Raw genomic sequence first — 13,054 nt, 5'->3', positions numbered from 1 at the left:
TTAAACCTGCTCCCTATATCAGGATCAGGAGATTCCCCATGGCCGCCGGCAAGCTTGCCCCTATCGATGCAATCGACATTCCCATCCAGGGCATGACCTGCGCGTCCTGCGTGAACCGGGTCGAGAAGGCGATCCGTTCGGTCGAGGGCGTGAAAGCCGCCAATGTCAATCTGGCGACGGAACGGGCCCATGTGGAATTTGGATCGGGCGGCGCAAATCCCGCCGCCGTTGCCGAGGCGATCCGCACGGTGGGCTACGAGCCCTCCGACAGATCGGTCGAGCTGAAGATCGGCGGCATGACCTGCGCCTCCTGTGTCGGCCGGGTCGAGAAGGCGCTGAGCCGAGTCCCCGGTGTCCTGGAGGCCAACGTCAACCTCGCCACCGAACGCGCCTCCATCCGTTATCTGGGCGGAGCGGACATGGTGGGCCGCCTGATCGACGCCGTCGCGCAGACCGGCTACGAGGCCGAGGCGTTGCGGCAGGGCGACGATCACAACGACCGTGAGCACGCGGCCCGGGAGGCAGAGATCTCCGGTCTCCAGCGCTCCCTTGCGCTTGCAGCCATCCTGACCCTGCCCGTCTTCGTGCTCGAAATGGGCTCGCATTTCATCCCGGCGATCCATTACTGGGTGATGGGCACCCTTGGGCACCGCACGAGCTGGTATCTGCAATTCGCGCTCACCACCCTGGTGCTGTTCGGGCCGGGCCTGCGCTTCTTCCGCAAGGGCATTCCCGCGCTCCTGCGCTGGGCACCCGACATGAACTCCCTCGTGGTGCTCGGCACCAGCGCGGCTTACGCCTATTCGGTGGTGGCCACCTTCCTGCCGGGGCTCCTGCCCGCCGCCATGGCCAATGTCTATTACGAGGCCGCGGCCGTGATCGTGACCCTGATCCTGCTCGGGCGCTATCTGGAAGCCAAGGCGAAGGGGCGCACCTCGGAGGCGATCAAGCACCTCATGGGCCTGCAGGCCAAGACTGCCCGTGTGATGCGCGACGGCCAAACTCTGGAGACCCCGCTCGATCAGGTGCTCGCCGGCGATGTCGTCCAGGTGCGCCCAGGCGAGAAGATCCCGGTCGACGGCGAGGTCCTGGAAGGCTCCTCCTTCGTGGACGAATCCATGATCACCGGCGAGCCGGTGCCGGTGCAGAAAGCCCAAGGCACCGAGGTCGTGGGCGGCACCATCAACAAGACCGGCAGCTTCACCTTCCGGGCCACCCGCATCGGTGCCGACACGGTGCTGGCCCAGATCATCCGCATGGTCGAGCAGGCGCAAGGATCCAAGCTGCCGATCCAGGCGCTGGTCGACCGGGTGACGGCTTGGTTCGTGCCGGCCGTGATGGCGGCTGCCGCCCTCACCTTCCTGGTCTGGCTCGTCCTCGGCCCTGAACCGGCGCTGACATGTGCGCTGGTCAATGCGGTGGCCGTGCTGATCATCGCCTGCCCCTGCGCCATGGGTCTGGCCACGCCGACCTCGATCATGGTCGGCACGGGCCGGGCGGCAGAGCTCGGCGTGCTTTTCCGCCAGGGCGAGGCCCTGCAGAGCCTGAAGGAGGTCGGCGTCGTCGCCCTCGACAAGACCGGCACCCTGACGCAAGGGCGCCCGGACCTGACCGATTTCGTGACCGCTCCCAGCGTCTCCGAGGCGGATGCGCTGAGGCTGGTTGCCGCCGTGGAAGCCCGCTCGGAGCACCCGATCGCCCAAGCCATCGTCGCGGCCGCCGAGAAGCGTGGACTCGCTCTGCCTTCGACCCACCGCTTCGAGGCTGTGCCGGGCTTCGGCGTCTCGGCCACGGTCGAGGGCCGGAAGGTCGATGTGGGCGCGGACCGCTTCATGACGAAGCTCGGACTCTCGGTTGCGGAGTTCAGCGACACGGCCGCCCGCCTCGGAACCCAGGGCAAGAGCCCGCTCTATGCGGCTGTCGATGGCCGGCTTGCGGCTGTCATTGCAGTTGCCGATCCAATCAAGGCCTCGACCCCTGAAGCCATCGCGGCTCTCCATGCCCTCGGCCTGAAGGTCGCGATGATCACCGGCGACAACCGCAGGACCGCCGAAGCGATCGCCCGGCAGATCGGCATCGACGAGGTCGTGGCGGAGGTCCTGCCCGACGGCAAGGTCGAGGTGGTGAAGCGCCTGCGCGCAACGCATGGCAAAATCGCCTTTGTCGGCGACGGCATCAACGATGCGCCGGCGCTGGCGGAGGCCGATATCGGCATTGCCATCGGCACCGGCACGGACATCGCCATCGAGAGCGCCGACGTGGTGCTCATGTCCGGCGACGTGCGCGGCGTGGTCAACGCCATCGCCCTGTCGAAAGCCACCATCCGCAACATCGGCCAGAACCTGTTCTGGGCCTTCGCCTACAACGTGCTGCTGATCCCTGTCGCCGCGGGCGTGCTGTACCCGATCTACGGCATCCTGCTCTCGCCGATCTTCGCGGCGGGCGCCATGGCGCTCTCCAGCGTCTTCGTTCTCGGCAATGCCCTGAGGCTGCGCGGCTTCAAGGCTCCCGTTCCCTCCGTGCAGGGCACCGCCTCTGCCGCTCGAACTGCTGAAAGTGTCGCATGAATATCGGACAAGCCGCTCAGGCCTCCGGCGTCTCCGCCAAGATGATCCGCTACTACGAATCCATCGGGCTGATCCCGAAGACCGTGCGCACGGAGGCTGGCTACCGGGTCTATTCGGATCATGACGTGCATACCCTGCGCTTCATACGCCGGGCACGCGATCTCGGTTTCTCCGTCGAGCAGATCGCCGATCTGGTGTCGCTCTGGCAGGATCGCGAACGGGCGAGCAAGGACGTGAAGGCCATTGCACTCGAACATGTGACCCTGCTCGAGCGCAAGATCCGCGAATTGCAGGAGATGGCTTCGACACTGACGCATCTCGCCAGGAACTGTCATGGCGACACGCGTCCGCATTGCCCGATCCTGGAGGAGCTGGCGAACGACGAGGCTGGACAAGGTCACGTCAAGCCGGATGCGAAGTTCGGCGTGCTGGGCAAGGCGCCTGCGCGGTAGACTGATTAAGCGAACCACTCCCTAAAGCCGTCATCCTGAGGACGTCACGCCCAGTGACCGTCTCGAAGGATCAGGGCGCCTCCAGCACCCGCTGGAAGCTCCTTCGAGACGCCGCTGCGCGGCTCCTCAGGATGAGGTTGAAGGGTGATCGGACACTTAAGCCGCCATCTCGACCTCGCGGCCGCGGCCGAGATCGCGCATGAGCTGCTCATAGCGGGGCATTCGACGAATCTGGCGTCCGTAGTGCCGGCGCAGAGCATCCACGAGCCGCCCGTTGCGGGACAAAAGCTCGTCGGCGAACGCGATCATGAGCGAATTCGGCCATGCCTGAGGACGAATCTCGGTCAGTCTTTCGAAGAGCTTTTCCTCACTCTCCTCCGGATGCGTCTGAGCCAACAGGGTCAGCATGGCAGCCGTCGAGCGGGACACACCCATATGGCAGTGCACGAGCAGATGCCCCTCGATCTTCCCGGCATGTCCCGCCGCCACCTCGTCGCCGAAACGCAGCACCGCCTCCACATGCTCAGGTGCAGGCAGGACCATGCCTTCAATGGGATTGATGATGTCATGGAAGCGCAGGATCGTTCTGTGATGGGGATCGTAAGATCCGAAAGCCTCGGGGTCCGGATGGTCCGGGTCGAGAATCGATAGCACATGCGTCACGGACCGCTCGCGCTGGTCGGGCAATTCCGAGATGCCGCAGATCGTGAGCATATGGATGGAAGGAGATTGCATCAAAGCACTCGCTCGAAAGCTGAATAGGAACGGAGACCTTACCGGACCTTGTCGGGAGGTTAACTCATGCCTCTGGAATTGGATCAACCCGTTCAAAAGACTGTGTCTTGCAAACCACAGGCGCTGTCTGCCACATTTCCGCCACGGTGCATCCACCTTCTCGTCACCACCGGGACTATGTCTCTTGAGGAGTACCGCCACCCGTCAGGGCCGGCGGATGATGCTAATAACCAGAAACTGCAGGTTGCCCAACTGATGTTTGCTGCACTGGCCCCGAGCCGATCCCTGTTGCACAGAGCTGTCCGCTCCCTTGCCCTTCTCCTTCCCATAGCCTTGGCGGCCTGCGTGTCCACCCAGCCTCCGCCGCAGCAAGCCGTGCGCCGCATCGATCCCGCTTATGCGGCGATGTACGGACCCCGCCTTGACGAGCCTCATCCGCTCCCCGTTACCGATATTTCCGAGGTCGACCCCCGCTTCCTGCGCCGCGAAGTTGCCTATTACGGCCGCGAGGAACCCGGCACCATCGTGGTCGATACGCAATCCCGCTATCTCTACCTGGTGCGCGAGGGCGGCCGCGCGATCCGCTACGGCATCGGCGTCGGCAAGGAAGGCCTCGCCTGGAGCGGCCGCGCCCGCGTTGGCCGCAAGGCCTCGTGGCCAGGCTGGACTCCCACTGCGGCGATGATCAAGCGCGAGCCGGAGCGCAACGCCCGCTGGGCCGGCGGCATGCCAGGTGGGCTGAACAACCCACTCGGTGCGCGCGCCCTTTATCTCTACGATAACGGCCGAGATACTATGTATCGCATCCACGGTACGACCGAGCCCTGGTCCATCGGACAATCCGTGTCGAGCGGCTGCATCCGTCTGTTCAACCAGGACATCATCGACCTCCACAGCCGCGTCCCGGTCGGTTCGCCCGTGGTGGTGCTGCAGGGCCAGCGCCTCTTCGAGGTCGAAGACGAGACGCGTGTGTCGTCGGCATTCTGACGGCACCTGTACCATTCCAGACAGGGATAGAGGGCTGGCCGCTGGCTAGCCCTTTTTCTTTCGTGACCTGCACCGCCTAGAGTGTAGGATCGCCCTGTCTCTGCTGGAGGCATGGTCATGACAGTGGAACGCGCGATCCTTCTGACCGTCGGCGGGCTCATCATTCTGAGCGTCCTGCTCGCCGTCTATATGAACATCAATTGGCTTTGGCTCACGGGCATTCTCGGCGCCCATCTCGTGCAGGTATCCTTCACGGGCTTGTGCCCCGTGGTGATGATGTTCAAGCGCATGGGCCTTCCGAGCAAGGCCGGTTTCACCTGAGACCTGAGCCCGCCCCCCTGGAGGCTTCCGCGGGCTGTCCTATGACTCTCTAGGACACAAGGCACAGGAGCCCCCATGGACGAATGGTTTCCCTCGGCGCTGAAGCTGATGACGCGCGCCATCGAGGTCGGTGGGATCGCCATCATTGTCCTCGGGCTTCTCGGCGCCAGCATCGCCGTCGTATGGCAGGTGCTGCGAGGCCGCTCCGGATCGGAGGCCTTCAGCCTCTACCGCTCCAACCTGGGGCGGGCCATCCTGCTCGGCCTCGAGTTTCTCGTGGCGGCCGACATCATCAGCACGGTGGCCATCGAGCCGACGCTCCAGAGCCTTCTCATCCTGGGCGGCATCGTGCTGATCCGGACCTTCCTGAGTTTCTCCCTTGAGGTCGAGATCGAAGGGCGCTGGCCCTGGAACAGGCACAAGGCCGAGGATGAGCGCTCCTCAAGCCGAGCTGCCTGACGCGGGGGTGGCTTTCAGATCACTGCAAGGCGGCGATGATCCGCCGCAGGGCATCGCGGCTCGCTTTGATGTGACGTTAGGGCAATTTCAAGGAATATTGCCCATAATAGCTTGTGCAATTCATCAATAACCGCACGGAAGCGCCTGTGAGAGAGACGACGTCAGGATGTCAGGGATGCCGGAGCGCAGAGCCGCTCCCCTTCGATTTCACAATGGCCTTCCACCCGATCGTCGATGTCGCGCGAGGCACCGTTTGGGGCTATGAGGCGCTCGTGCGCGGCACCGGCGGAGAATCCGCAGGCGCGATCCTGAGCCAAGTCGATGAGGAGCAACAGTACAAGTTCGATCAGGCCTGCCGGGTGAAGGCCATAGAGCTGGCAGGACGCCTCTTTCCGTCAACGGATGACACAAAGCTCTCCATCAACTTCATGCCCAACGCCGTCTACGAACCGGCCGCCTGCATCAGGACATCCCTCGAAACCGCACGCCGCGTCGGTTTCGACATGAAGCGCATCATGTTCGAGTTCACCGAGAACGAGCGCATGGCGGATACGAAGCACGTCGCCAGGATCATCGCGGAATACAGACGTCTCGGCTTCATCACGGCCATCGATGATTTCGGCGCCGGCCACGCGGGCCTGAACCTTCTCGCAAACTTCCAAACCGACCTCATCAAGATCGACATGGAACTGATCCGCGGGATCACGGATTCCGCGGCCCGTCAGGCCATCGTCGCCGGCATCCTGGTGATCGCCCGCTCCCTCGACATCACGATCATCGCCGAAGGCATCGAGACCGAGGCGGAGCTTGCGACCTTGAGAAGCGCCGGCATCAATCTGTTCCAGGGCTTTCTGTTCGCCCGTCCGGCTGTCGAAAGCCTGCCGACAGTTTCATTCAACGCCTGACGATCTGCAGGCCACGATCTGTGTCGGTTCGGCTCGTGTGATTGAATGGCGGCCCAATCCTTGGGCCGCCATTTTTGTTGAAGCCGATCAATCGCTCACGTGCACCAGAACATGCCGCTTCTTGCCGGCCGTCAGCTTCAGGGCTCCCCCTGTGAGATCGGCTGCGGTGACATGGGAATCCGCATCCTGCACGAGAGCCCCGTTGAGCCTGGCCCCGTTGTTGAGCACGAGACGACGGGCTTCGCTCTTGGAAGCGGACAGCCCTGCCTGAACGAGAAGCTGCGCGACGGTCACCCCAGAGTCGAGTTCGGCCCGCGGCAGATCAATGTATGGGAGCCCGGCGGCATGCTCCCCTGACTCGAAGGTTCTTCGAGCCGTCTCCACCGCATCTCGCGCCGCATCCTCGCCATGAGCAAGCTTCGTCGCTTCCATGGCGAGGACATGCTTCGCCTCGTTGATCTCGGCACCTTTGAGCTGGCCGAGCCGCTGCACCTCATCGAGCGGCAGCTCGGTGAAGAGACGCAGGAAGCGGGCGACATCGTCGTCCTCGACGTTGCGCCAGAACTGCCAGAACGCGTAGGGGCTGAGCTTCTCCGAATTGAGCCAAACGGCGCCGCTCGCCGTCTTGCCCATCTTGGCCCCTGCCGATGTGGTGAGCAGCGGCGTCGTCAGGCCGAAGAGCTGGCGCTGGTCGATGCGGCGGGCGAGTTCGATCCCGTTGACGATGTTGCCCCACTGGTCCGAGCCCCCCATCTGCAGCACGCAAGCATGATGGCGTGACAGCTCCAGGAAGTCGAAAGCTTGCAGAACCATGTAGTTGAACTCGAGCAGCGTGAGCGGCTGCTCGCGCTCCAGCCGCTGGCGTACACTGTCGAAGCTCAGCATCCGGTTGATCGTGAAATGCGTGCCGAAATCGCGCAGAAACGGCAGGTAGCGCAGCGGGTCGAGCCAGTCGGCATTGTCCACCATCACCGCATCGGTCGGCCCGTCGCCGAAGGTCAGGTACCGGGAGAAGACCTGCTTGAGGCCCGCGGCGTTCCGGGCGATCTGCTCCCCGTCGAGCAGCGGCCGGCTCGCATCGCGAAAGCTCGGATCGCCGATCTGCGAGGTGCCGCCGCCGATGAGCACCACCGGCTTGTGGCCGCACTTCTGCAGCCAGCGCAGGGTCATGATCTGCACGAGGCTGCCGACATGGAGGCTGTCGGCGGTTGCGTCGAAGCCGATATAGGCCGCAACCGGCCCGGCCGAGAGCCGCTCGTCGAGAGCGGCCAGATCGGTGCATTGGTGGATGAAGCCGCGCTCGGTGAGCGTCTTCAGGAATTCGGATTTCGCGGTGCTCATGTCTGTCTCTCAGGGTTTAGCGGGAGCCGCTGCCCGGAGACCTGATCACCAAATGAAGATGCCGCCGGAGAGCGGCGGCATCGAACGTTTGGTCGCAACCGAACGGAGCCGCCCTATGGGGACGGCGTAAAATAGTTCGTGAAGGTGGTGCGACCGGTGATCATGGGAGCATTCTTATGAGCACGAGGCAAAATCGTCAACTGGCTTCAGAAATAACGGTTGTCATTCCCGGCCGGAGCGCAGCGGAGGGGAAGGGAATCCATAGCGCCACGTGCGTGGGTGGATCCCCTTCCCTCGCTCCGCTCGCCGGGGATGACACCATACTTTGAAGCTAAGTCACGACTCTAAATATGACTTCAAATTCCCTCGCACGCGCTCCAGCACCGGCATATCCGGATCCGGCAGGGCGAAGCTCTGGCCTGTGATCCGCTCGAGGGCATCGATGTAGACCCGCGAGGTCTCCAGAACCACGTCCTGCGGGATCTCCGGAACATCGTCCTTGTAGGGATCGCAGCGCGCCACCACCCAGTTCCGGACGAAATCCTTGTCGAAGCTCTCCGGGCGCTCGCCCGCCTCGAAACGCTGCTGGTAGCTCTCCAGGAACCAGTAGCGGCTCGAGTCCGGCGTGTGGATCTCGTCGGCGATCATGATGGTTCCGTTCTCGTCGATGCCGAACTCGTATTTGGTATCGACGAGGATGAGGCCGCGTTCGCGGGCCATTTCCCGGCCCTTCGCGAAGAGCGCGAGCGCATAGTCGGAGACCGTCTGCCACTGCTCCCGAGTCAGCAGGTTCTGTTCGACGATCTCAGCGGGCGTGAGAGGTTCATCGTGGCCGCCGTGGAAAGCCTTGCTCGTCGGCGTGATAATGGTCTGCGGCAGCTTCTCGTTGTCGCGCATGCCATCGGGCAGACGAATGCCGTACATCGCGCGCTCGCCCTTCTTGTAGAGCGAGAGGATCGAGGTGCCTGTGGTGCCGGCGAGATAGTCGCGCACGACGATCTCGACAGGCAGGATGGTGAGCCTTTGCCCGATCAGCACGTTCGGGTCCGGATATTCGATCACGTGGTTGGGGCAGATATCAGCGGTTGCTTCGAACCAGAACTTCGCCGTCTGGGTCAGCACCTGACCTTTCAGGGGAATGGCCGCGAGGTTGCGGTCGAAGGCGCTCAAGCGGTCGGACGCGATGATGATGCGGCGCCCGTCCGGCAGGTCGTAGTTGTCGCGCACCTTGCCGCGGTAGTGGTTCGGCAGCTCCGGGATGGTGGCGTCCTCAAGGACGTAACCGGCATAGGCTCCAAGGGCTGCTTTATCGACCATGCTCACCTGCCAAGGATTTTCCACGCGCCGCACTGCGGTGGCGGCAGGCGGAGTTCTAGCCGGAAATCGCGCCCATGCTAGACCCCAAGGTCCAAAAACCTGCCCTGTCCACCAGAACGGGTTTACTGACCGGCCCGGGCATCCCGGCGATAGGTTGCGTTGAGGCCAGACAGGGTCACGGTGGTCTCGTAGCCCTGGGCATCGATGATGGTCCACGCCTTGAGCGCATTGGCCCGGGTGTCGAAGCGGAGCGTAATCTTGGATGTGCCGCCCAGCGTCGCGCTGTCGTCGAAACGAACAGTCACAACCCCATCGCGGCCAACCTGCACGTCACGCACCTTGGTGTCACGGGACAGGTCGATATTGTCCTGCACGAGGAACTTCAGGGGCGTCTGGGCGACGGGATAGACATCGTTGGTGCCGAGCTTCTTGTCGCGGATCGCCACGTTCTTCCCGTCGGAGACCACCTCGAGGGTGCTCGGCGGCGCATAGGCGAAGTGGAACTGGCCGGGGCGGCGCATGGAGAGATTGCCCTCGGCCTGCTGACCGTTCGGGTTCTTCTGCACGAAATAGGCCGACAACTGGTCGATGCTGTTGAAATAGGCGTTCACCCGATCAAGGGCCTCCTCGGGGGACTTCGGTCCGGGCGGTGAGGTCGGCGTTGGGGCCGAAGCGGGTGCTGCCACAGCCGTCGCAGCGGGAACGGCCTGGACCGGGGTCGATCGCGCGGGCTTGGGTGGCTCGGCAACCTTGGCCGGAGGCGGTGCCTCAACGGGCTTGGGGGGTTCGGCCGTCTGGGCAGGCGGTGGAGGCGCCGGCTTCTGGGGCTCGGGTGCGGGCGACTGGGAGACCGGCTTTTCGGAAATTGCGGCAGGAGCCTGGGGCTTCGGCTGCGGTTTCGCGGCCGTCTGAGGAGTGGGCTGCGGCTTCGGCTGAGCAGCCTTTTGCGGTGCAGGGGCCGGCGGCTTGGGAGCGGCCGCCCTCGGCTGCGGGCTGGGCTGAGCCTGCTGGCTCGGCCGTGCTGCGGGTGCAGCCGGTTCGGCTTGAGGAGCAGCCTGAGGAGCGCTCGCCGGAGGGGTCGGCTTCTTGAAAACGCCGTCCAGGAACCGGGTCAATGGATCGGAGGGCTGCTGAGCAGCGGCCGGGGACACGCACGCCAGGGCAAGAGCAAGACCGAGAATGCAACGCGGGGACGAATGGAGCATGACGCCACTGCTAACCTGAAAAAGCACGACGGCCGGTGCGCAAAAGCACGGCTCATCAAGGATTTATGGCTTGGATAAGAGGCTGAATGAAGGCAGGAACCTTGGCGTTGGAAGCGATTCGTGTCCAGGGCGCGTCAGGCCGCATCCGCCAACTCATCGTCATCGATAGCCTGACGAACAGGCGCCGGACGCGGCTTGGGCGCGCGTGGGCGGGAGGGCTGCCGCTTCTTGGCCTTGGCGGCTGGCTTCGATGGGCTGCCGATGCCCCTCCACAAGGCCTGCCAGCTCCAGGCGCCGGGACCTGTAAGGGTGTAGAAGAGAAGTCCGGCGAGAACTCCGAGATGGGACAGGAACACAGCCTGCTCGGCCTGCCGCGTCAGGCCACCGTAATCCCAGAAGCGGTGTAAGGTTCCGGTCGTCACCACAAAGGCGGCGATCAGGACGGAGGCGCTCAGTCGCGGTGCTAGGCCCAGAGCGAGGGCCAGAGGCCCGAAGACTTCCGCAACCACAACCACGGTCGCCACCACATCCCCATAGGGCATGCCCTTCATGGTCAGGGTCGCGGCAAAGCCGGAGATGTTCATGGCCCGCCCGATGGCGCCCGGCAGGAAGCAGCCCGCCAGCAGAAGGCGGTTCAGCAGCAGAACTCCGTTGATGCTCGTACCCCTGTCCATGGCCTGCCCTTTCGCCTTTGCCGGCCGGGAATCGGCCTGTGCTGGGACAGCATTTGACGGAAAGGTTCTTAACCTGTTCTTAGCGCGGCCAGGGGTTTTGCGGGTCTCTAGAGCTTGAGGTTCCTTTCCCGGAGCATGCTTTCCCAGCGCAGGGAGTGATCCACGATGCTGGCGAGGTCGTCGTGGCGCGGCTGCCATCCCAGCCGGGAGCGAATGCGGTCCGAGTTCGCCACGATCGTCACCGGATCGCCGGCCCGACGGGGCGCAAAGCGCGCCTCCACAGGCTTTCCGGAGACCTTGCGGACCGTCTCGATGACCTCGGAGACGGAGTAGCCATGCCCATAACCGCAATTCACCACAAGGCTCTCGCCACCCTGATCCAGATGGTTCAGGGCGAGCATGTGGGCTGCGATCAGATCGGTCACGTGGATGTAGTCGCGGATGCAGGTCCCGTCTGGGGTCGGGTAGTCGGTCCCGAAAACCTCCATGTGGGAGCGCATGCCCAGCGCCGTCTGGATCGCCACCTTGATGAGATGCGTGGCATTCGCCGTCGACTGGCCGTGGCGCAGGGCGGGATCGGCGCCGGCCACATTGAAGTAGCGCAGGATCACGTAGCGCATGTCGTGGGCTACTGCGACGTCGCGCAGCATCACCTCGGTCAGCTGCTTCGAGCTTCCGTAGGGAGAGAGGGGCGCCAGGGGCGCATCCTCTCCGAGCGGCTTGTCGGAGGCATTGCCGTACACGGCCGCCGTGGAGGAGAAGACGAACTTCTTGATGCCGGCCGCCACGGCGGCGGCCATGAGGGAGCGGCTTTTGACGGTGTTATTGAGGTAGTAGCCGAGCGGATCGGCCACGGATTCGGGCACCACCAGCTTGGCGGCAAAATGCGCGATGGCATCGATCTCGTACGTTTGCAGGGTGCGCAGAACCAGCTCGAAATCGCCGATATCGCCCACGATGAGGGGCACGCCCTCCGGTATGGACCAGCGGAAGCCGGTCGACAGGTTGTCGAACACGATAGGCCTGTGCCCGGCGTCGAGCAGGGCCAGCACCATATGGCCGCCAATATAACCGGCCCCGCCGGTCACGAGAACGTTCATGAGATCTCCTGGAGGAGCCAATCTACATTGTGTCATGGTGGCTCTATTGCAGCTGGATTTCCAGGTCAATCCGACGCCGGTAAACGTTAGAATAGCCTGTCAGACATGGACGGATGCAGCATGGACGATCGCAAGGAATATTGGTGGGTTCGCCACGAGGCCTCGATTCAGCCGGCGGAGGTCGGTTTTGTGGGTGGCATCCCGGTAAGCTTTCGGTTCATCGGAATGGCCGGCAGCATCCCAGCTGCATCGGCCGAACTGATCGAGCGCCTGCCCTCTCCTCCCGTGCCGCTCATCAGCCATCATGCTGAGCCGTCGCCACAGCCGCAGGCTCAGCCTCAGCGACGCGGCTCGTGGCTCTGGTTCATCGGGATCCTTCTTCTGATCCTCGTCGCCCAATGCTCAGGGCAGCTTTTCGATATGATCAAGTGAAACCGAGCTCATGCTCAAGCTTGACAATAGGTTCCGAGTCTCTTTTGGCAACGCCTCAGCCCATTCGAGGTAGGTCGGGTACTTCAACAGCATTAGCCTAAGGCGCGGCGACCGACGCGTTAAATCGAAATTGCATCGACAATACAAAATTGCTCCATTCCGAATTTGAGGAAACGCCTATTTAATCTTGAGCAATCTGGCAGTTACTGCAGAGGAAAAAGCCTTATGTTCATGACTTCACACGAGGCCGGACCAGCCCCGCCTTGAAAAGGTGGGACGGATCGTCTGCCTACCCGGCAGCGGTACTTCCTCAGCCCGACACCGAAGCGGCTGCGAACGACGCGGCCACGATAACGGCAAAACAAGACGAATGGCAGCCATCTCAGGCACTGGACGAAGTTCCGGCAACACTGACGCTCGCCGACACGTTCCTCGACCCATCTAAGCAAAGGACACCGAATAGTGGCATTCATCACTGTTGACTGAGGTGGCTCGGTTTGTTTGAACAGCGTTTTCGGCTGGATAAGTGGTGCGTCTGCCGGGGTTAGGCCGCCGCGAG

13 protein-coding genes are annotated in these 13,054 nt (G+C 63.4%); 7 read left to right on the top strand and 6 right to left on the bottom strand.

Annotated features, from left to right (window positions below; translation table 11 throughout):
* The first annotated feature begins 38 nt into the window (after positions 1–38).
* Together IC232_RS20260 and cueR are read left to right on the top strand one after the other, a co-directional pair.
* The gene (locus tag IC232_RS20260; RefSeq protein WP_190846770.1) at positions 39–2,567 is read left to right on the top strand and encodes a heavy metal translocating P-type ATPase; all 2,529 of its coding nucleotides are present in this window, start codon (positions 39–41) and stop codon (positions 2,565–2,567) included.
* The gene (gene cueR / locus IC232_RS20255; protein WP_190846769.1) at positions 2,564–3,019 is read left to right on the top strand and encodes a Cu(I)-responsive transcriptional regulator; all 456 of its coding nucleotides are present in this window, start codon (positions 2,564–2,566) and stop codon (positions 3,017–3,019) included. Before IC232_RS20260 ends, cueR begins: the two co-directional genes overlap by 4 nt.
* Positions 3,020–3,175: 156 nt before the next feature.
* Here the strand turns inward: cueR and IC232_RS20250 are convergent, their stop codons facing one another.
* A complete protein-coding gene (locus IC232_RS20250; protein ID WP_190846768.1) occupies positions 3,176–3,754 on the bottom strand; it encodes a tyrosine phosphatase family protein in 579 nt (192 codons plus the stop codon).
* A 255-nt stretch (positions 3,755–4,009) separates the two neighbouring features.
* Here IC232_RS20250 and IC232_RS20245 point away from each other — a divergent pair, with 255 nt between their 5' ends.
* The 4 genes from IC232_RS20245 (at position 4,010) to IC232_RS20230 (ending at position 6,426) form a co-directional block, all read left to right on the top strand.
* Positions 4,010–4,741, top strand: a complete 732-nt coding sequence (locus tag IC232_RS20245) for a L,D-transpeptidase (protein WP_190846767.1) — start codon at positions 4,010–4,012, stop codon at positions 4,739–4,741.
* 117 nt (positions 4,742–4,858) lie between these two features.
* Positions 4,859–5,062, top strand: coding sequence for a DUF2892 domain-containing protein (locus tag IC232_RS20240; RefSeq protein WP_190846766.1), 204 nt, complete (start codon positions 4,859–4,861; stop codon positions 5,060–5,062).
* Between the two features lie 75 nt (positions 5,063–5,137).
* Entirely contained in the window at positions 5,138–5,521 is a 384-nt protein-coding gene (locus IC232_RS20235) for a DUF1622 domain-containing protein (protein ID WP_246812308.1), read from the top strand.
* Positions 5,522–5,733: 212 nt separating this feature from the next.
* Positions 5,734–6,426 carry an EAL domain-containing protein gene (locus IC232_RS20230; RefSeq protein ID WP_190846765.1) on the top strand — a complete coding sequence of 231 codons (693 nt, stop codon included), beginning with the start codon at positions 5,734–5,736 and terminating at the stop codon, positions 6,424–6,426.
* Positions 6,427–6,513: 87 nt separating this feature from the next.
* On the opposite strand, the gene tyrS is transcribed toward IC232_RS20230, so the two are convergent.
* The 5 genes from tyrS to galE all read right to left on the bottom strand — a co-directional run bounded on the left by tyrS (position 6,514) and on the right by galE (position 12,063).
* On the bottom strand, positions 6,514–7,767 hold the full coding sequence (tyrS, locus tag IC232_RS20225; RefSeq protein ID WP_190846764.1) for a tyrosine--tRNA ligase: 1,254 nt from the start codon (positions 7,765–7,767) through the stop codon (positions 6,514–6,516).
* 336 nt (positions 7,768–8,103) lie between these two features.
* Positions 8,104–9,084 (bottom strand): phosphoribosylaminoimidazolesuccinocarboxamide synthase, encoded by a 981-nt coding sequence (locus IC232_RS20220; protein ID WP_190846763.1) that lies wholly within the window; start codon positions 9,082–9,084, stop codon positions 8,104–8,106.
* 122 nt (positions 9,085–9,206) lie between these two features.
* Positions 9,207–10,289, bottom strand: coding sequence for a LolA family protein (locus IC232_RS20215; protein ID WP_190846762.1), 1,083 nt, complete (start codon positions 10,287–10,289; stop codon positions 9,207–9,209).
* A 134-nt stretch (positions 10,290–10,423) separates the two neighbouring features.
* On the bottom strand, positions 10,424–10,963 hold the full coding sequence (locus IC232_RS20210; protein ID WP_190846761.1) for a DoxX family protein: 540 nt from the start codon (positions 10,961–10,963) through the stop codon (positions 10,424–10,426).
* A gap of 107 nt (positions 10,964–11,070) precedes the next feature.
* Positions 11,071–12,063 carry a UDP-glucose 4-epimerase GalE gene (galE, locus tag IC232_RS20205; protein WP_190846760.1) on the bottom strand — a complete coding sequence of 331 codons (993 nt, stop codon included), beginning with the start codon at positions 12,061–12,063 and terminating at the stop codon, positions 11,071–11,073.
* 120 nt (positions 12,064–12,183) lie between these two features.
* Here galE and IC232_RS20200 point away from each other — a divergent pair, with 120 nt between their 5' ends.
* Positions 12,184–12,495: a hypothetical protein gene (locus IC232_RS20200; RefSeq protein ID WP_190846759.1), complete on the top strand. Its 312-nt coding sequence runs from the start codon at positions 12,184–12,186 to the stop codon at positions 12,493–12,495.
* Positions 12,496–13,054: the final 559 nt, after the last annotated feature.

Origin of the sequence: Microvirga sp. (assembly GCF_014699075.1) — a bacterium.
Lineage (GTDB): Bacteria > Pseudomonadota > Alphaproteobacteria > Rhizobiales > Beijerinckiaceae > Microvirga.
Note: the sequence above shows the minus strand (reverse complement) of the source record. Positions and strands in the feature narration are given on the sequence as shown.

What these genes read in the sequence shown, in the direction of transcription:
- IC232_RS20235 (WP_246812308.1), top strand. Translation starts at nt 5,138, where the DNA reads ATGGACGAATGGTTTCCCTCGGCGCTGAAGCTGATGACGCGCGCCATC.
- IC232_RS20220 (WP_190846763.1), bottom strand. Translation starts at nt 9,084, where the DNA reads ATGGTCGATAAAGCAGCCCTTGGAGCCTATGCCGGTTACGTCCTTGAG.
- IC232_RS20215 (WP_190846762.1), bottom strand. Translation starts at nt 10,289, where the DNA reads ATGCTCCATTCGTCCCCGCGTTGCATTCTCGGTCTTGCTCTTGCCCTG.
- IC232_RS20260 (WP_190846770.1), top strand. Translation starts at nt 39, where the DNA reads ATGGCCGCCGGCAAGCTTGCCCCTATCGATGCAATCGACATTCCCATC.
- IC232_RS20200 (WP_190846759.1), top strand. Translation starts at nt 12,184, where the DNA reads ATGGACGATCGCAAGGAATATTGGTGGGTTCGCCACGAGGCCTCGATT.
- IC232_RS20245 (WP_190846767.1), top strand. Translation starts at nt 4,010, where the DNA reads ATGTTTGCTGCACTGGCCCCGAGCCGATCCCTGTTGCACAGAGCTGTC.
- IC232_RS20250 (WP_190846768.1), bottom strand. Translation starts at nt 3,754, where the DNA reads ATGCAATCTCCTTCCATCCATATGCTCACGATCTGCGGCATCTCGGAA.
- tyrS (WP_190846764.1), bottom strand. Translation starts at nt 7,767, where the DNA reads ATGAGCACCGCGAAATCCGAATTCCTGAAGACGCTCACCGAGCGCGGC.
- IC232_RS20230 (WP_190846765.1), top strand. Translation starts at nt 5,734, where the DNA reads ATGGCCTTCCACCCGATCGTCGATGTCGCGCGAGGCACCGTTTGGGGC.
- cueR (WP_190846769.1), top strand. Translation starts at nt 2,564, where the DNA reads ATGAATATCGGACAAGCCGCTCAGGCCTCCGGCGTCTCCGCCAAGATG.
- galE (WP_190846760.1), bottom strand. Translation starts at nt 12,063, where the DNA reads ATGAACGTTCTCGTGACCGGCGGGGCCGGTTATATTGGCGGCCATATG.
- IC232_RS20210 (WP_190846761.1), bottom strand. Translation starts at nt 10,963, where the DNA reads ATGGACAGGGGTACGAGCATCAACGGAGTTCTGCTGCTGAACCGCCTT.
- IC232_RS20240 (WP_190846766.1), top strand. Translation starts at nt 4,859, where the DNA reads ATGACAGTGGAACGCGCGATCCTTCTGACCGTCGGCGGGCTCATCATT.